This window comes from Pseudomonas sp. RC10, from assembly GCF_038397775.1.
Taxonomy (GTDB): Bacteria; Pseudomonadota; Gammaproteobacteria; order Pseudomonadales; family Pseudomonadaceae; genus Aquipseudomonas; species Aquipseudomonas bambusae.
The window spans coordinates 5678937-5696352 of the sequence record NZ_CP151650.1 but is presented as its reverse complement, the minus strand read 5'-3'; the positions used below and the strand labels follow the sequence as shown (position 1 = coordinate 5696352).

The following is a 17416-nucleotide window of genomic DNA, read 5'->3' as shown; positions in this document are numbered from 1 at the left end:
CTCTGATCAATGGTCGGTGGCCGACTCGGACTTGTCCATGACGACATCGGCATCGCACGCGGGAAACGGCTGGGTGTGGTCGGTGTCTTCACGATCGCCCATGGCCTTGTATTTCTTGCGCAGCGCGTGCAGTTCTTTCTGGTCCAGGTTGTCCAGACTCAACACCGCGTTCTGGGCATCCTTGGTGACCCGCAACAGCTCGTCGATCTTGATGTGCAATTCGTCCGTGTCGCGGTTCTGGGTGTTCTGCACGAGGAAGACCATCAGGAACGTGATGATCGTCGTGGAGGTGTTGATGATCAGCTGCCACGTGTCGTTGTAATGGAAGAAAGGACCTGTCACGGCCCACACGCAGATCAACAGAACGGCCACGACAAAGGTCTTCGGGTTGCCGGTCCATTTCGACAGCGCCTGCGCGAACTTGGAGAATTTCATTACCGGTGTCCTTAGCGATCGGGGGGAGGTATGCAAAGGACCGCTGGTCGCGTTTGAAATTTCTTTTTACAAAATGAAATCGGGCGAGTGGTGAGTCAGGCGTGATTCATGCCCAGCCGAAGACCTGGCAGGCGTTCTCGGTACTGGCGTTGGCGAGGGTGTCGGGCGTGGTATTCATCAGCCCGGCCAAGGCTACGCAAATATCCGGCAAGTGCGCAGGGCTGTTGCGCTGGCCGGGGTACATTGCCGGGGCCATGTCGGGGGAATCGGTTTCCAGCACTACGCTGTCCAGCGGCAGGTCGGCAATCACCCGGTGCATGCGCAGCGCTTGCGGCCAGGTCGCCGCGCCGCCAAGGCCGAGTTTGAAACCGAGCTTGATGTATTCCTTCGCTTCCTCTCGGCTCCCTGCGAAGGCGTGAACGATGCCAGCGCGTTTGAGCTTGAAGCGTTTGAGTGTGGCAATGGTATCGGCGTGACTGCGGCGTACGTGGAGCAGGGCGGGCAGATTGAAGTCAGCGGCCATTTGTAGCTGTTGCTCGAAAACGGTTTTTTGTCGATCCCGATCCAGCGATTCGACGTAGTAATCCAGCCCGATTTCGCCCACTGCGCAGAGTTTTGGATGGCCCGCCAATTCGGCCAGTCGCTCGCGCAATTCATGAAGGTGCTCGGGGCGGTGTTCATTAAGATAAATCGGGTGTAAGCCCAATGCTGCGTAAATGGAAGGCTCATTGAGGGCCAGATCCCACACCCGCTGCAGATTGCGCTGATAGACCCCCAACACCACGATCCGGTCTACTTGCAGCTGTCGACAATGGCTGAGAACGGCGTCTCGGTCAGCGTCGAAATCATCGAAGTCCAGATGCGTGTGGGTGTCGATCAGCCGCACGTCAGGCCTCGTGAATGCGCTGTTTGAACGTGCGCACGATGGCGTGAACGCCGGGCTCGTACAGATCCTGTTCCACGGCCGATAGGGCCAGTGCCAGTGCTTTTTCAGCGATCAATTGGTGCTGCTGGGCCATGGCGTTGACCGGCAACGGCAGAAAGTCGAGCAGTTGCGTGTCGCCGAAAGTGCCGAGGTGCAGTTGATCAGGATTGAGACGGCGCGCGTGGAGCAGGTCGAAAACGCCCTGCAATAGAACATAGGACGTGGTAATCAGCGCGTCGGGAAAATAGCCGAGGCGATCAAGCATCTCGCCCGCGATGTGCAGGCCGCAATCGCGACTGAACGCTTCGCCATGCTCGACGATCACCGAGCCTTTGAAGCCTTCCAGTGCGTCTTCGAAGCCACTGGCACGGGCTTTACTGACGCTGAGTTCAGGGCGGGCGCCGATGAGGGCAACGTGCCGGGGTCTGGTTTCCAGCAGGCTGCGCGTCAGTTGCTGGCTGGCGTCGTGGTCGTCGCTGACCACCGAGCAGAAATGCGCGGGGTCCATTTCCCGGTCGATGGCGATGACGGGAATGCCATGTTTTTGCAGGTCGCGGTAGCTGTCATCGCTGGCAGGCAGGCAACTGGCAACGAAGAGGGCATCGCAACGGCGGGCGCGAAACAACTGCAACAATTGCAGCTCGCTGATGGGATCGTCGTCGGAACTGGCGATCAGGAGTTGATAGCCTCGGGCACGGGCGCCTTGTTCGAGTTGCTTGGCGATACGGGCGTAACTCGGGTTTTCGAGGTCCGGCAAAATGAAACCCAACGTCCGGGTGTGGCGGCTGCGCAGCCCCGCAGCCTGTGGATTGGGGCGAAATCCATGGGCCTCGACCACCGCCCGCACACGTTCAACGGTCGCGTTGCTGATGCGTTGCTGCTCGGCCTTGCCGTTGATCACGTAGCTGGCGGTGGTGACGGAGACGCCGGCCAGACGCGCAATATCACTGAGTTTCAAGCGGACCTTCCTTTTATTCTTTGGCACGGACGGAATGCGGTCGGGATTTTCACCGATTCAGAGTCATCATTACAGCAGAGCATTATCGATTACGTTTTCAGAATGCTTTCTGCGCCGGTCAGCAGGATGCGCTTCAATCTGCGCAAGATATCGAGTAACGTGCCCGGCAATCTAGATTAAACGATTCAGCAAGCGCATTTATTGCCGTAATCGTGCAAGAACGCTGGTCTGATGCCGTGTCATCCACGTGCCTCAGGCCCTAAAACAATAATCACAGGAGACCGCGATGCTCGAACTGACCGTTGAGCAAATTTCCATGGGCCAAACGGCTGTGGATAAATCCGCAGCGCTGCAACTGCTCGCCGATCTGCTCGTGGCTGACGGGCTCGTCGCGCCGGGTTATTTGCAAGGGCTGCAAGCCCGCGAGCAACAGGGTTCGACCTTTCTCGGCCAAGGCATCGCGATTCCCCATGGCACGCCGCAAACCCGCGATCAGGTGTACGCCACCGGTGTGCGTTTGATGCAGTTTCCAGAGGGCGTGGATTGGGGCGACGGGCAGATCGTCTATCTGGCCATCGGCATTGCCGCCAAATCCGACGAACACTTGCGTCTCCTCCAACTCCTGACCCGTGCCCTCGGCGAGACCGATCTGGGCGAAGCGTTGCGTCAGGCCACGAGTCCAAAGGCGCTGCTCAAACTGCTGCAAGGCGCTCCGCAGGAACTGGCGCTGGATGCACAAATGATCAGCCTCGGTGCGTCAGTCGATGACTTCGAAGAGCTGGTCTGGCGCGGTGCCCGGTTGCTGCGTCGTGCCGAATGCGTGAACAACGGCTTTGCCGCCGTGCTGCAACAGGTCGAGCCGCTGCCGTTGGGCGACGGCCTCTGGTGGCTGCACAGCGAGCAGATGGTCAACAAACCGGGGCTGGCGTTTGTCACGCCGGACAAGCCCATGCGTCATCTGGGGCAACCGTTGAACGGCCTGTTCTGCCTCGCCAGCCTGGGGGAGTCCCATCAAGCGTTGCTCGAAAGACTGTGCGCACTGTTGATCGAAGGCCGTGGGCAAGAATTGGGTCAGGCCACCAGCAGCCGCGCCGTGCTGCAAGCCCTGGGCGGTGACGTGCCGCCCGACTGGCCGAGCGAGCGTGTCGCCCTTGCCAACGCTCATGGCCTGCATGCGCGCCCGGCAAAGATCCTCGCGCAACTGGCGAAAAATTTTGAAGGCGAGGTGCGCGTGCGCATTCTCGACAGCGCCGAAAATCCTGTGTCGGTCAAAAGTCTGAGCAAACTGCTGAGCCTCGGCGTGCGTCGGGGGCAGGTGCTGGAATTCATCGCCGAGCCGACCATTGCCAGCGATGCCTTGCCTGCTCTGATCGCTGCCGTCCGCGAAGGCTTGGGCGAGGAGATCGAGCCGCTGCCGACCGAGTCCGCGCCAAGCCCGATTGCGGCCATGATGGAAAAACACCTGAGCGCCCCCTCCGCCGGTTCCCAGATTCAGGCCGTTCCCGCCGCCCCCGGCATCGCCACGGGGCCTGCCCATGTGCACGTGTTGCCGGTATTTGATTACCCGCTGCGCGGCGAGTCGTATCACGCCGAGCATGAGCGTCTGCACTCGGCGTTGGGCTTGGTCCGAAGCGACATCGAAGGGCTGATCCAACGCAGCACCGCCAAGGCCATTCGCGAGATTTTCATCACCCACCAAGAAATGCTCGACGACCCCGAACTAGTGGACGAGGTCGCCCTGCGTCTCAAAAGTGGTGAAAGTGCCGCTGCCGCCTGGACGCATGTGATCGACGCGGCGGCACACCAGCAGGAGCAGCTTAAAGATGCGTTGCTCGCCGAACGTGCGGCGGACCTGCGCGATGTAGGCCGTCGCGTACTGGCGCAGCTGTGCGGCGTGCAGGATCTGGTGGAACCGCAAGAACCGTACATTCTGGTGATGGATGAAGTCGGCCCGTCCGACGTGGCGCGGCTCGATCCCGTACGCGTCGCCGGGATTCTCACGGCGCGCGGCGGTGCCACGGCCCACAGCGCCATCGTTGCTCGCGCATTGGGTATTCCGGCGCTGGTCGGTGCCGGGGACGCGGTGTTGCTGATCAAATCCGGCACCGTTTTGCTGATCGACGGTCAGCGCGGACGCTTGGATGTGGCGCCGGACGACGCGACCTTGGAGCGCGCCTTGCTTGACCGCGACACTCGCGAGACACGTCTGAAAGCCGCTGCCGCGTTGCGCTTGGAGCCTGCAATCACCCAGGACGGCCACGCGGTCGAGGTGTTCGCCAACATTGGCGACAGCGCCGGTACGCCCGCTGCGGTAGAACAGGGCGCCGAAGGCATCGGCCTGTTGCGCACCGAATTGCTGTTCATGGCCCACAGCTCCGCGCCGGACGAAGCCACTCAGGAAGCTGAATACCGTCGCGTGCTTGACGACCTCAAAGGCCGACCATTGGTGGTTCGTACCCTCGACGTCGGTGGCGATAAACCCCTGCCGTACTGGCCAATCGACAAGGAAGAAAACCCATTCCTCGGCCTGCGCGGCATTCGTCTGACCTTGCAGCGTCCTGACGTGATGGAAAGCCAGCTTCGCGCCTTGCTGCGGTCCGCTGACAACCGTCCATTGCGCATCATGTTCCCGATGGTCGGGACCGTTGAAGAGTGGCGTCAGGCGCGTGACATGACCGAGCGACTGCGTCTGGAAATTCCGGTGGCCGACTTGCAACTGGGCATCATGATCGAGGTGCCATCGGCGGCGCTGTTGGCGCCGATGCTGGCCAAAGAGGTGGACTTCTTCAGCGTCGGCACCAACGACCTTACCCAATACACCCTGGCCATCGACCGGGGCCATCCAACCTTGTCTGCCCAGGCGGATGGTCTGCATCCCGCCGTACTGCAACTGATCGACATCACCGTTCGCGCCGCCCATGCCCATGGCAAATGGGTCGGCGTGTGCGGCGAGTTGGCAGCGGACCCGCTGGCGGTGCCGGTGCTGGTCGGGCTGGGCGTCGATGAATTGAGTGTCGCGGCGCGCAGTGTGGGCGAAGTCAAAGCCTGCGTCCGTGAATTGAATCTGATCGGTGCCCGGCAGTTGGCGCAACACGCGCTGGCCGTCGGCAGCGCCGCTGAAGTGCGTGCCCTCGTGGAGGGGCTGTAATGGCGAACATTTTGACATTGACCATGAACCCGGCGCTGGACCTGACCGTGCAGTTGGGCCCGTTGCAGGTCGGCCAGGTCAACCGCAGCGAATGCATGCTCACCCACGCGGCAGGCAAGGGCCTCAACGTCGCGCAGGTGCTGGCGGATTTGGGGCACACACTGACCGTCGCGGGTTTTCTCGGCGTCGATAATCAATTGCCGTTCGAATCGCTGTTCGTCAAACGCGGTTTCGTCGATGAGTTCGTGCGTGTGCCGGGCGAGACCCGCAGCAACATCAAGCTCGCCGAAAGCAGCGGGCGCATCACTGACTTGAACGGGCCGGGCCCTGAAGTCAGCGCCCAGGCGCAACAGGCGCTCGCGGCCCGCGTCGACCAGATCGCCAGTGACTTTGATGCGGTGATCGTGGCGGGCAGTCTGCCCCGTGGCGTCGATGCGCAGTGGCTGAAAGCCTTGCTGCTGATGCTCGACAAAAAGGGTCTGAAGGTTGCTCTGGACACGAGCGGCGAAGCCTTGCGTGCAGGCCTTGAGGCGTCACCGTGGCTGATCAAGCCCAACACCGAAGAGCTGGCCGACGCGCTGGATGCACCGATCATTTCCATCGCCGCGCAAGCCGAGGCTGCCGAAGCCTTGCGGCAGCGCGGCATTGAGCATGTGGTGATTTCCCAAGGCTCGGAAGGCGTGCACTGGTTCAGCGCCGATGTGGCGTTGCAAGCGATGCCGCCGAAGGTCACGGTTGCCAGTACGGTCGGGGCGGGGGATTCGCTGTTGGCGGGCATGGTTCACGGTCTGTTGAGCGGCCACGCGCCCGAGCGGACGTTGCGCACGGCGACGGCGATTGCCGCGATGGCGGTGACCCAGATCGGGTTCGGTATCACGGACACCGTGCAACTCAAACGGCTGGAAGGCGGGGTCAACGTTCGCGCCATGGCGAATAACCTCGACAGAACAAGAAAAGAGGAAGAGTGATGAAGTTAGCCATTGTCACGGCCTGCCCGAACGGCAAGATCAGCAGCGTCCTCAGCGCCCGTCTGCTCGATGCAGCGGCGCAGCGTCAGGGCTGGACGACGTGTGTCGAAGTGCACGACCCGCGTCACCCTGAAAAACAGCTCACCGCTGATCAGATCCAAAGCGCCGACTGGGTGTTGGTCGTCAACACCGGCCCTCTGGATTTGAGCCGGTTTGCGGGCAAGCGTCTGCATCAGTCGACGCCCTCCCGAGCGTTGCAGGACATCGACGGTTTCATGCATTCAGCCCAGGAACTGGCGAAGGTGTATGTGCCCAGCGAGCGCGTCGAGTCTGTCGCCGCTGCCAGCTCGGGCAAAATCCCGACACTGGTGGCCGTGACCGCTTGCCCGACCGGCGTTGCCCACACCTTCATGGCCGCCGAGGCCATTCAGCAGGCGGCGAAAAAACTGGGCTACGACCTGCAAGTGGAAACCCAAGGCTCGGTCGGTGCGCGCAATCCGTTAAGCGCTCAGGCGATTGCCGAGGCCGACGTGGTGTTGCTGGCGGCCGATATCGAAGTGGCCACCGAGCGTTTCGCAGGCAAACGAATCTACCGCTGCGGCACCGGCATCGCGCTCAAGCAGTCCGAGGCGACGCTAAAAAAAGCCTTGGCTGAAGCCGAAATCGAGTCTTCTGCGTCGACCTCGAAAGCCCCTGCCAAAAAAGAGAAAACCGGTGTCTACAAACACCTGCTGACAGGCGTGTCGTTCATGCTGCCGATGGTGGTGGCGGGCGGTTTGCTGATCGCGCTGTCGTTCGTGTTCGGTATCACGGCGTTCAAGGAACAAGGCACGCTGGCCGCTGCGTTGATGCAGATCGGCGGTGATGCGGCGTTCAAGCTGATGGTGCCTCTGCTGGCGGGTTACATCGCCTATTCCATCGCGGATCGGCCGGGTCTGGCGCCGGGCATGATCGGCGGGCTGCTGGCCAGCACGCTGGGCGCAGGGTTCATCGGCGGCATTATCGCGGGCTTCATCGCTGGGTACACCGCTGCGGCGATCAATCGTTATGCAAGGCTGCCCGCCAGCGTCGAGGCGTTGAAGCCGATCCTGATCATTCCGCTGCTGGCCAGTCTGGTGACGGGGCTGGTGATGATCTACGTGGTCGGCAAGCCGGTGGCGGGCATGCTCGAAGGGCTGACGCACTTCCTCGACAGCATGGGCACCACCAACGCGATTCTGCTGGGCGTGTTGCTGGGCGCCATGATGTGCGTAGACCTCGGCGGGCCGATCAACAAGGCGTCTTATGCGTTTTCGGTGGGGCTGCTGGCGTCCCAGAGCTACGCACCGATGGCGGCAGCAATGGCGGCGGGCATGGTGCCGCCGATCGGCATGGGCATCGCCAGCCTCATCGCCCGTCACAAATTCGCGCAAAGCGAGCGCGAAGCGGGCAAGGCAGCGTTTGTGCTGGGGCTGTGCTTCATCTCCGAAGGCGCCATTCCCTTTGCGGCCAAAGACCCGCTGCGGGTGATCCCGGCGAGCATCGTCGGTGGCGCACTGACCGGGGCGTTGTCGATGTTTTTCGGCTGCAAACTCATGGCGCCCCATGGCGGGTTGTTCGTGCTGCTGATTCCGAATGCAATCAACCATGCGTTGCTGTACCTGCTGGCGATTGTGGTCGGCAGCGTGGTGACGGGCGTGTTGTATGCCGTGTTGAAACGGCCGGAAGTGGTGGAACTGGATGCGGTGCCTGCTGGCGCTTGATTCACAAGCGCTGAATACCTTTGTAGGAGTGAGCTTGCTCGCGATAGCCGCCTGCCTATGCCATATGTGGTGACCGGCAGCCAGCAATCGCGAGCAAGCTCACTCCTACAGGTTCTGTGTCCTCTGTAATATTCACCCAACATTCGGTTGTTAGGTTCCTGTCTTTGGCATTCGCTGGAGAGGGATGAAACATGACTCAGTTCGACCTGACACGCCGACGCATCATTCAAGCCGCTGGCGCCGGATTGCTCTTGCCGGGCCTGGCCCCAGCGGTCATTGCCTCGATCAAGGACCGCCCGAAGATGACCGACGGCGTGCAGGCTGGCGATCTGATGGGTGATCGCGCGATGGTCTGGAGCCGCAGCGACCGCCCTTCGCGCATGGTCGTGGAGTGGGACACGCGCAGCATGTTCACTAATCCGCGCCGGGCTGTCTCGCTGCTGGCTGATCAGCGCACTGACTTCACCGCTCGCGTCGAACTGACCGGCCTGCCCACCGATCAAGCCATTTTCTACCGCGTGTTCTTCGAAGACGCGCAAACCGGTGTCGCCGGCGAGCCGTGGTTCGGTCACCTGCGGAGCGTGCCGCAGACCCGCCGCGACATCCGTTTTGTCTGGAGCGGCGACACCGTGGGACAGGGTTTCGGCATCAATCCAGACATCGGCGGCATGCGCATCTACGAAGCGATGCGCTTGCGTCTGCCCGATTTCTTTATCCACAGCGGCGACACCATTTATGCAGACGGCCCGGTGCCCGCCGAGGTGGTCACGGAAGGCGGGCGGATCTGGCGCAACCTCACCACCGAAGCCAAGAGCAAGGTCGCCGAGACCCTTGACGAATACCGCGGCGCCTATCGCTACAATCTGATGGACGAGAACCTGCGACGGTTCAATGCCGAGGTGCCGCAGATCTGGCAGTGGGACGACCACGAAGTCACCAACAACTGGTCGCCAAGCAAACAGCTCGACGAGCGCTACAAAGTCAAAGACATTCAATTGCTGGCCTCGCGGGGACGTCAGGCGTTTCTGGAATACGCGCCGATGCGTTTGCAGAGCGCCGACAATGGCGGGCGGGTGTACCGCAAGCTCAGTTACGGGCCGATGCTCGACGTGCTCGTCCTCGACATGCGCAGCTACCGCGACGGCAACGACGCCAACCTGGCAGACAAACCGGGGCCGACCACGGCATTTTTGGGGCGCCAGCAATTGGACTGGCTCAAGCGCGAATTGCAGGCGTCGAACGCGCAGTGGAAGGTGATCGCGGCGGACATGCCCATCGGTCTCGGTGTGCCGGACGGCGAGGTCAGCCCCGGCGTGATGCGTTGGGAGGCGATTGCCAACACTGACAACGGCGCGCCGAAAGGGCGTGAGCTGGAGGTGGCCGAACTGCTGGGTTTCCTGCGTCAGCGCAAGGTGCGCAACACCGTGTGGCTGACCGCCGACGTGCATTACTGCGCGGCCCATCACTATCACCCCGATCAGGCGGTATTCCAGGATTTCGACCCGTTTTGGGAGTTCGTCGCCGGCCCGTTGAATGCAGGGAGCTTTGGGCCGAACACACTGGATAAGACGTTTGGCCCGGAGCTGGTGTTCCAGAAAGCCCCGCCTGCGCAGAACACCTCGCCCTTCGCCGGGTTTCAGTTTTTCGGCGAAGTGAACATCGAAGGGCAGAGCGGCGAGATGACGGTGACGCTGCGGGATCTGGACGGGGTGTCGGTGTTCGAGAAGAAGCTGGCGCCTATGATTCCGTCTTGATGTAAAACACCGTAAAACCTGTAGGAGCCGGCTTGCTGGCGAATGCGGTGGGTCAGCGACACATTGATTGCCTGATACAACCCATTCGCCAGCAAGCCGGCTCCTACAGGTTCCTTGGTGCCAGAGGGGTCCCCCAGGGAAGCCCCACCTGTTACGGTTGTACGACCTCTATGCAAATCCCGGTAACACTTAGCTCGCCACTCGCCTATCATTAGCCACCTAACGACATCTCAGGGTTTGGTGTGCATGCTGGCAATTTTTTGGGAAACCCTGAACATCACCGCACCGGTCTTCGCCATGCTGTTTCTCGGCGTGTTGCTCAAGCGGATCGGCTGGATCAACGACGGCTTCATTCACACTGCGTCTTCGCTGGTGTTCAACTGCACCATGCCCGCGTTGCTGTTCCTCGGCATCATCCACGCGGACCTGCACGCCGCGCTGCAACCAGGTGTGCTGATCTACTTCATCGTCGCCACCCTGATGGGTTTCGCGCTGGTCTGGGGCTGGGCGATCTATCGCGTACCCTTCATTGAGCGCGGCATTTACGTGCAAGGGGCGTTTCGCGGTAACAACGGTGTGATTGGCCTCGCGCTGGCGGCCAGCATGTATGGCGATTACGGCATCTCACTGGGCGCGATCCTCGCCGCGCTGGTCATCCTTTTCTACAACACGCTCTCGACCGTGGTGCTGGCGGTCTACAGCCCGGTGATCAAATCCGACCCGTGGAGTATCTGCAAAAGCGTTTTCGCCAACCCGCTGATCATCAGCATCATTGCCGCGACCCCCTTCGCGTACTTCGGCATCAGCTTGCCGAAATGGCTCGACACCTCCGGCAGCTACCTGGCGCAGATGACCTTGCCGCTGGCGTTGATGTGCATCGGGGGGACTTTGTCGCTGAAATCGTTGCGCGAGAGCGGCAGCCTGGCGGTCAGCGCGGGCCTGATGAAAATGGTGTGGTTGCCACTGATCTGCACCGCGGGCGCATGGTTGCTGGGCTTTCGTCACGCGGAACTGGGGATTCTGTTTCTTTACTTCGGCGCGCCCACGGCCTCCGTCAGCTTCGTCATGGCACGCGCGGCCGAGGGCAATCATGAGCTGGCGGCGTCGATCATCGTCATGACCACCTTGGCAGCAGCGGTGACGACCAACCTCGGGATCTTCATTTTGCAGTGGGGCGGATGGATCTGACCGCAGACGTGCAGGCGTTTCCCTCAGTGTTGTCGACGCCATGCGCGAACCGTGCTGAGCAATACCGCCATGCCCAACACCGGCAACGCGTAATGAATCATCAGCCGTTCGAGCCGATCCGCCAGCGGCATACCGGTGGTGAACGACACGATGTGCAGCCCGTACACCGCGTAAAGCACCAACAGCAATAGGCCTTCCAGCCGGGTGATGCGATAGCCGGAGTAGAACAGCGGCAGGCACAGGACCGCGACGCCGAGCATCACGGGCAGGTCGAAATCCAGGGCGTTCGGTGAAATCGACAGCGGCGTTGAGGCGATCAGCGAGGTGATCCCCAGCACGCCCAGCAGGTTGAACAGGTTGCTGCCGATGATGTTGCCCACCGCGATGTCACGTTCGCCACGCAGGGCCGCGATCAGCGAAGTCATCAAGGCGGGAAGGGACGTGGCGACGGCGATCACGGTCAGGCCGATCACCCGTTCCGACAATCCCAGGTCCTGGGCGACAACAACCGCTGCGCCCACCAGCAGGTGACTGCCAAAAATCATCAACGCCAACCCGCAGGACATCAGCGCCAGGCGCCCAAGGATTGGCCAGACTTTGCGTTTTGGTGTTTCGTCAGTGGGGTTGAAATGCCGGGCGCCGTGGGCGAACTGGCGCACGACCACGGCCAGATAACCGGCCATGGCGATCAACAGCACCGCGCCGTCCAGTCCGCTCAACACCCCATTCCACGCCAGCCCGGCAACCAACGCCGTGGCGCCGATCATCAGCGGCAGGTCCACGCGCACCAACTGCCGGGCCACCCGCAACGGGATGATCAATGCCGACAGGCCGAGGGTCACCAGAATGTTGAAGATGTTGCTGCCGATGACGCTGCCCACCGCGATGTCGGTGCTGTCAGTCAGCGCAGCTTGCAAGCCTACGGCCATTTGCGGCGCGCTGCTGCCGAGGGCGACGACGGTGAGGCCGAGAAACAGCGGCCGGGTTTTCAGCAGGGCAGCCAGGGCCACCGCCGCGCGCACCGACAGTTCGGCGCCGACAATCATCATCAGCAGGCCACCGATCAATTCGATCAGCGTGGGCAGCGGTAGGGTCGAGAGGGCGAGAATTCAGGGCACCACTGAGTCAGTCGTCGAGGGCTTGCACCCGCACTTGGGCGGTTCCGCTGCGCAGCATACCCAATTGTTCAGCGGCAGCGCGCGATACGTCGATTAATCGGCCACGGGTATGCGGCCCGCGATCGTTGATGCGGACGATGACCTTGCGGTCGTTGTCGAGGTTGGTGACTTGCACGCGGGTGCCGAACGGCAGTTGGCGATGCGCAGCGGTCAGGGAATTCTGGTCGAAGCGTTCACCGCTGGCGGTACGCTTGCCTTGGTGGCGCGCGCCGTAATACGAGGCTCCGCCGGTGGCGTTATAGCCGTGGGGATCGATGACGCCTTCGCTGGCACAACCGGCCAGCAGGGAGAGCAGCGCGCAAGCGCTGAGGAGCCGCCACATGGTTCGCAATCCTTCAGTCCTGATCGTCCCCACGCTTTGCGTGGAAATGCAGCTCGTGACGCTCCGCGTCACAGAAATCGACGCAAAGCTTCCTGAAATGTGCTCCCACGCAAAGCGTGAGAACACTCAAGCGTCATCGCGAGCAAGCTCACTCCTACAAGGGCAACGTATTCCATTGTAGGAGTGAGCTTGCTCGCGATTTGGCCGGCCCTGATGTCGAAAGTTCCGGATCAGCGCCTTTGCATCAACCTTCCAGCTTGCGTTTGAGCAGCTCGTTGACCTGACCCGGATTGGCCTTGCCTTTCGACGCTTTCATGGCCTGCCCGACGAAGAAACCGAACATTTTGCCGCGTTTGGCTTCATCCGCCGCGCGGTACTGTTCGACCTGCTCGGCATTGGCCGCCAGCATGTCGTCGAGGATCGACTCGATAGCACCGCTGTCGGTCACTTGCTTCAGGCCGCGCTTCTCGATGATCTCGTCCGCGCTGCCTTCACCATTGGCCATGGCCTCGAAGACCATCTTGGCGATCTTGCCCGAGATAGTGTTGTCGGTGATGCGTTGCAGCATGCCGCCCAGTTGCTCGGCGCTGACCGGCGACTCGTCGATTTCCACGCCTTGCTTGTTCAGCAGCGAACCCAGCTCGACCATGACCCAGTTGGCAGCCAGTTTCGCGTCGCCCGCAATGCTTACGACCTTCTCGAAGTAGTCCGCTTGTTCGCGGCTGGAGGCCAGCACGCTGGCGTCGTACAGCGACAGGCCGAACTGCGACTGGAAGCGCTCGCGTTTCTGCGGCGGAAGTTCCGGCAGCGTGGCGCGGGTTTGTTCGAGGAACGCGTCCTCGATGATCACCGGCAGCAGGTCAGGGTCGGGGAAGTAACGGTAGTCGTTGGCTTCTTCCTTGCTGCGCATGGCGCGGGTTTCGTTGGTGTTCGGGTCGTACAGGCGCGTTTGCTGAATGACCTTGCCACCGTCCTCGATCAGCTCGATCTGGCGTTCGATTTCGCTGTTGATCGCCTTCTCGATGAAACGGAACGAGTTGACGTTCTTGATCTCGCAGCGAGTACCGAACTCGACTTGGCCTTTCGGGCGAATCGACACGTTGCAGTCGCAACGCAGCGAGCCTTCCGCCATGTTGCCGTCGCAGATGCCGAGGTAGCGAACCAGCGCGTGCATCGCCTTGACGTAGGCCACCGCTTCCTTCGCCGAACGCATGTCCGGCTCGGACACGATCTCCAGCAGCGGGGTGCCCGCACGGTTCAGGTCGATGCCGGTCATGCCGCTGAAATCTTCGTGCAGGCTTTTGCCCGCATCTTCTTCCAGGTGGGCACGGGTCACACCGATACGCTTGATGGTCCCGTCTTCAAGGGTGATGTCCAGGTGGCCCTTGCCGACGATCGGCAATTCCATCTGGCTGATCTGATAGCCCTTCGGCAGGTCCGGGTAGAAGTAGTTCTTGCGGGCGAACACGTTGTGCTGGCCGATTTCGGCGTCGATGGCCAGGCCGAACTTGACCGCCATTTGCACGGCTTCCTTGTTCAGGACCGGCAGAGTACCGGGCATGCCCAGGTCGACCAGGCTCGCCTGCGTGTTGGGCTCGGAGCCGAACGTGGTGGCGCTACCGGAGAAAATCTTCGATTGGGTGGTGAGCTGGGTGTGAATCTCCAGCCCGATGACGACTTCCCATTGCATGTGTTTTCTCCTTAGAAGCCTGCTGGTGTACGGGTGTGCCAGTCAGTGACCTGTTGGTACTGATGAGCAACGTTCAGCAAGCGGCCTTCCTGGAAGTACGGCGCGAGCAGTTGCACGCCCACCGGCAAGCCGTCGGCGAAACCGGCTGGCATCGACAGGCCCGGCAGGCCCGCGAGGTTGGCGGTGATGGTGTAGAAGTCTTCCAGGTACGCGGAAATCGGGTCGGCGTTCTTGGCACCGATTTTCCAGGCCGGGTTTGGCGTGGTCGGGCCGAGGATCACGTCAACGTCCTTGAATGCGTTCATGAAGTCGTTCTTGATCAGGCGACGGATCTTCTGCGCTTGCAGGTAGTAAGCGTCGTAGTAACCGGCGGACAGCGCGTACGCACCGACCATGATCCGGCGCTGCACTTCCGGGCCGAAGCCTTCGCCACGGGAGCGTTTGTACAGGTCGGTGAGGTCTTTCGGGTCTTCGCAGCGATAGCCGAAGCGCACGCCGTCGAAACGCGACAGGTTGGAAGAAGCTTCTGCCGGGGCGATCACGTAGTAAGCAGGGATCGCGTGTTGCAGGTTTGGCAGGCTGACTTCCTTGACCACGGCACCGAGCTTTTTCAGCTCGTCGACGCTGGCCATGACCAGGTCAGCGATGCGCGAGTCGAGGCCCGCGCTGAAGTATTCCTTCGGCACGCCAATGCGCAGGCCTTGCAGCGAGCCATTCAGACTGGCGCTGTAATCCGGCACGGGTTCGTCGATGCTGGTGGAGTCATTGATGTCGAAACCGGCCATCCCTTGCAGCAGCAGGGCGCAGTCTTCGGCCGTGCGCGCCATCGGGCCGGCCTGATCCAGGCTCGACGCGTAGGCGATCATGCCCCAGCGCGACACGCGACCGTAGGTCGGTTTCAGGCCGGTCAGGTTGGTCAGCGCGGCAGGCTGGCGGATCGAACCGCCCGTGTCGGTGCCGGTAGCGGCAGGCAACAGACGTGCAGCCACCGCAGCCGCCGAACCGCCGGACGAACCGCCCGGCACGTGTTCGAGGTTCCACGGGTTCTTCACCGCGCCGTAGTGGCTGGATTCGTTGGCCGACCCCATGGCGAATTCGTCCATGTTGGTCTTGCCCAGGGTCACGGTGCCCGCCGCCGCCAGCTTGGCGACAATGGTGGCATCGTACGGGGCCTTGAAATTGTCGAGCATCTTCGAGGCGCAGCTGGTGCGGATGCCCTGGGTGCAGAACAGGTCTTTGTGCGCCAGTGGGGCGCCCAGCAGCGCGCCATTCTCGCCAGCGGCACGGCGGGCGTCAGCGGCCTGTGCCTGAGTGATGGCCAGGTCTTCGGTGACGGTAATGAAGCTATTGATCTGCGGGTCCAGCTGGGCGATACGCGCCAGCAGGGAGCGGGTCAGTTCTTCGGAAGAAAACTGTTTGTCGGCGAGTCCGCGAGCGATCTCGGCCAGAGTCATATGATGCATTGCAGGCTCATTCCCTTAGTCGATGACTTTCGGAACCAGATAAAGGCCGTCTTCGACCGCTGGTGCGATGGCTTGATAGGCGTCGCGGTGATTGACCTCGGTGACCGCGTCTACACGCAGGCGTTGCGAGGCTTCGAGCGGGTGCGCCAGTGGTTCGATGCCGGTGGTGTCCACCGCTTGCATCTGGTCAACCAGCCCAAGAATGCTGTTCAGTGCTTCGGTAGTACGCGGGATATCGGCGTCATTGAGCCCCAGTCGGGCCAGATGAGCGATTTTTTCCACGTCGGAGCGATCAAGCGCCATGGGGTTCTCCAGTGGAAGGCGCACGGAATGAGCCGTACGTCAGATTGCGGAACACTACGCGATTTTGACGGTCATAAGGCCGCGATCGTCGAGGGTAGTGCTCGGAAAAACAGCCAATTTAGCATATTGGCTCCTTGCCCAAAATCCCTGTCGTTGTTAGAGTTTGCCGCACTTTTTTACCCACGCGTTCCCTAGGGTCCCTTTCCCATGTTCAAGAAACTGCGTGGCATGTTTTCCAGCGATCTTTCCATCGACCTGGGCACTGCCAACACCCTTATTTACGTGCGTGAGCGCGGTATTGTCCTGAACGAGCCATCGGTTGTGGCCATTCGGACCCACGGAAATCAGAAGAGCGTCGTTGCTGTCGGGATGGAAGCCAAGCGTATGCTGGGCCGTACCCCGGGCAATATCGCTGCCATTCGTCCGATGAAAGACGGCGTCATCGCAGATTTCAGCGTGTGCGAGAAGATGCTCCAGTATTTCATCAACAAAGTGCACGAAAACAGCTTCCTGCAGCCAAGCCCTCGCGTGCTGATCTGCGTACCCTGCAAGTCCACCCAGGTAGAGCGCCGCGCCATTCGCGAGTCGGCCCTGGGCGCTGGCGCACGTGAAGTGTTCCTGATCGAAGAGCCAATGGCCGCTGCCATCGGTGCCGGTCTGCCCGTCGAAGAAGCCCGCGGCTCGATGGTCGTCGACATCGGTGGTGGTACCACTGAAATCGCCTTGATCTCGCTCAATGGTGTGGTTTACGCCGAATCCGTACGCGTGGGCGGCGACCGTTTCGACGAAGCGATCATCACTTACGTGCGCCGTAACTACGGCAGCCTGATCGGTGAGTCCACCGCAGAGCGCATCAAACAGGAAATCGGCACCGCCTACCCGGGTGGCGAAGTGCGTGAAGTCGACGTGCGCGGCCGTAACCTGGCTGAAGGCGTGCCACGTGCCTTCACCCTGAACTCCAACGAAGTGCTGGAAGCGTTGCAGGAATCCCTGGCAACCATCGTTCAGGCCGTGAAAAGCGCCCTGGAGCAGTCCCCGCCGGAATTGGCCTCGGACATAGCCGAGCGCGGCCTGGTGCTGACCGGTGGTGGCGCGTTGCTGCGTGACCTGGACAAACTGCTGGCCCAGGAAACCGGTCTGCCGGTGATCGTCGCCGAAGACCCGCTGACCTGCGTCGCTCGTGGCGGTGGTCGTGCGCTGGAAATGATGGACAAGCACACCATGGACCTGCTCTCCAGCGAATAACTCGCCGGATGGCTCCATGCTGTCGAACGGGTGGCGCTTCCGGCGCTGCCCGTTTGTGCCTGACCTGTTGACGTCTTCTCTTGACGCTGCAAGGCTG

General features: G+C 61.5%; 14 protein-coding genes. 6 read left to right on the top strand and 8 right to left on the bottom strand.

The genetic code is table 11. The features are described 5' to 3' along the window. Positions 1 to 6: 6 nt before the first annotated feature. The 3 genes from AAEO81_RS25755 to cra all read right to left on the bottom strand — a co-directional run bounded on the left by AAEO81_RS25755 (position 7) and on the right by cra (position 2318). The gene (locus tag AAEO81_RS25755; RefSeq protein ID WP_341959804.1) at positions 7 to 435 is read right to left on the bottom strand and encodes a low affinity iron permease family protein; all 429 of its coding nucleotides are present in this window, start codon (positions 433 to 435) and stop codon (positions 7 to 9) included. 106 nt (positions 436 to 541) lie between these two features. Next, a complete protein-coding gene (locus AAEO81_RS25750; RefSeq protein WP_341959803.1) occupies positions 542 to 1321 on the bottom strand; it encodes a TatD family hydrolase in 780 nt (259 codons plus the stop codon). Position 1322: 1 nt separating this feature from the next. Then, on the bottom strand, positions 1323 to 2318 hold the full coding sequence (gene cra / locus AAEO81_RS25745) for a catabolite repressor/activator (RefSeq protein ID WP_166593729.1): 996 nt from the start codon (positions 2316 to 2318) through the stop codon (positions 1323 to 1325). A 286-nt stretch (positions 2319 to 2604) separates the two neighbouring features. Between cra and ptsP the strand changes: the two genes are divergently transcribed. From ptsP to AAEO81_RS25720, 5 genes are all read left to right on the top strand, one after another. Next, positions 2605 to 5466: a phosphoenolpyruvate--protein phosphotransferase gene (gene ptsP / locus AAEO81_RS25740; protein WP_341959801.1), complete on the top strand. Its 2862-nt coding sequence runs from the start codon at positions 2605 to 2607 to the stop codon at positions 5464 to 5466. Continuing rightward, positions 5466 to 6434, top strand: a complete 969-nt coding sequence (gene pfkB, locus AAEO81_RS25735) for a 1-phosphofructokinase (protein ID WP_341959800.1) — start codon at positions 5466 to 5468, stop codon at positions 6432 to 6434. The genes ptsP and pfkB overlap by 1 nt, the downstream gene beginning before the upstream one ends. After that, on the top strand, positions 6434 to 8176 hold the full coding sequence (locus AAEO81_RS25730; RefSeq protein ID WP_166593726.1) for a PTS fructose-like transporter subunit IIB: 1743 nt from the start codon (positions 6434 to 6436) through the stop codon (positions 8174 to 8176). The genes pfkB and AAEO81_RS25730 overlap by 1 nt, the downstream gene beginning before the upstream one ends. Positions 8177 to 8367: 191 nt before the next feature. Further along, positions 8368 to 9930 (top strand): alkaline phosphatase D family protein, encoded by a 1563-nt coding sequence (locus AAEO81_RS25725; RefSeq protein WP_341959799.1) that lies wholly within the window; start codon positions 8368 to 8370, stop codon positions 9928 to 9930. Positions 9931 to 10176: 246 nt separating this feature from the next. After that, a complete protein-coding gene (locus AAEO81_RS25720) occupies positions 10177 to 11118 on the top strand; it encodes an AEC family transporter (RefSeq protein WP_341959798.1) in 942 nt (313 codons plus the stop codon). Between the two features lie 23 nt (positions 11119 to 11141). On the opposite strand, the gene AAEO81_RS25715 is transcribed toward AAEO81_RS25720, so the two are convergent. From AAEO81_RS25715 to gatC, 5 genes are all read right to left on the bottom strand, one after another. Continuing rightward, positions 11142 to 12194 (bottom strand): calcium/sodium antiporter, encoded by a 1053-nt coding sequence (locus AAEO81_RS25715; protein WP_341964620.1) that lies wholly within the window; start codon positions 12192 to 12194, stop codon positions 11142 to 11144. A 49-nt stretch (positions 12195 to 12243) separates the two neighbouring features. After that, positions 12244 to 12618 (bottom strand): septal ring lytic transglycosylase RlpA family protein, encoded by a 375-nt coding sequence (locus tag AAEO81_RS25710; protein ID WP_341959797.1) that lies wholly within the window; start codon positions 12616 to 12618, stop codon positions 12244 to 12246. A 244-nt stretch (positions 12619 to 12862) separates the two neighbouring features. Continuing rightward, complete coding sequence (gene gatB / locus AAEO81_RS25705) at positions 12863 to 14308, bottom strand: Asp-tRNA(Asn)/Glu-tRNA(Gln) amidotransferase subunit GatB (protein WP_256665045.1); 1446 nt, start codon at positions 14306 to 14308, stop codon at positions 12863 to 12865. An 11-nt stretch (positions 14309 to 14319) separates the two neighbouring features. Further along, entirely contained in the window at positions 14320 to 15771 is a 1452-nt protein-coding gene (gatA, locus tag AAEO81_RS25700; RefSeq protein ID WP_341959796.1) for an Asp-tRNA(Asn)/Glu-tRNA(Gln) amidotransferase subunit GatA, read from the bottom strand. Between the two features lie 15 nt (positions 15772 to 15786). Beyond that, positions 15787 to 16074: an Asp-tRNA(Asn)/Glu-tRNA(Gln) amidotransferase subunit GatC gene (gatC, locus tag AAEO81_RS25695; RefSeq protein ID WP_166593720.1), complete on the bottom strand. Its 288-nt coding sequence runs from the start codon at positions 16072 to 16074 to the stop codon at positions 15787 to 15789. Positions 16075 to 16281: 207 nt separating this feature from the next. Here gatC and mreB point away from each other — a divergent pair, with 207 nt between their 5' ends. Next, positions 16282 to 17319 carry a rod shape-determining protein MreB gene (gene mreB, locus AAEO81_RS25690; protein ID WP_020292894.1) on the top strand — a complete coding sequence of 346 codons (1038 nt, stop codon included), beginning with the start codon at positions 16282 to 16284 and terminating at the stop codon, positions 17317 to 17319. Positions 17320 to 17416 lie beyond the last annotated feature (97 nt).

Excerpts from the sequence above, each read along its gene's own strand:
- AAEO81_RS25720 (WP_341959798.1), top strand. The coding sequence starts at position 10,177 with ATGCTGGCAATTTTTTGGGAAACCCTGAACATCACCGCACCGGTCTTC.
- gatA (WP_341959796.1), bottom strand. The coding sequence starts at position 15,771 with ATGCATCATATGACTCTGGCCGAGATCGCTCGCGGACTCGCCGACAAA.
- AAEO81_RS25730 (WP_166593726.1), top strand. The coding sequence starts at position 6,434 with ATGAAGTTAGCCATTGTCACGGCCTGCCCGAACGGCAAGATCAGCAGC.
- AAEO81_RS25755 (WP_341959804.1), bottom strand. The coding sequence starts at position 435 with ATGAAATTCTCCAAGTTCGCGCAGGCGCTGTCGAAATGGACCGGCAAC.
- ptsP (WP_341959801.1), top strand. The coding sequence starts at position 2,605 with ATGCTCGAACTGACCGTTGAGCAAATTTCCATGGGCCAAACGGCTGTG.
- mreB (WP_020292894.1), top strand. The coding sequence starts at position 16,282 with ATGTTCAAGAAACTGCGTGGCATGTTTTCCAGCGATCTTTCCATCGAC.
- AAEO81_RS25710 (WP_341959797.1), bottom strand. The coding sequence starts at position 12,618 with ATGTGGCGGCTCCTCAGCGCTTGCGCGCTGCTCTCCCTGCTGGCCGGT.
- gatB (WP_256665045.1), bottom strand. The coding sequence starts at position 14,308 with ATGCAATGGGAAGTCGTCATCGGGCTGGAGATTCACACCCAGCTCACC.
- AAEO81_RS25725 (WP_341959799.1), top strand. The coding sequence starts at position 8,368 with ATGACTCAGTTCGACCTGACACGCCGACGCATCATTCAAGCCGCTGGC.
- pfkB (WP_341959800.1), top strand. The coding sequence starts at position 5,466 with ATGGCGAACATTTTGACATTGACCATGAACCCGGCGCTGGACCTGACC.
- gatC (WP_166593720.1), bottom strand. The coding sequence starts at position 16,074 with ATGGCGCTTGATCGCTCCGACGTGGAAAAAATCGCTCATCTGGCCCGA.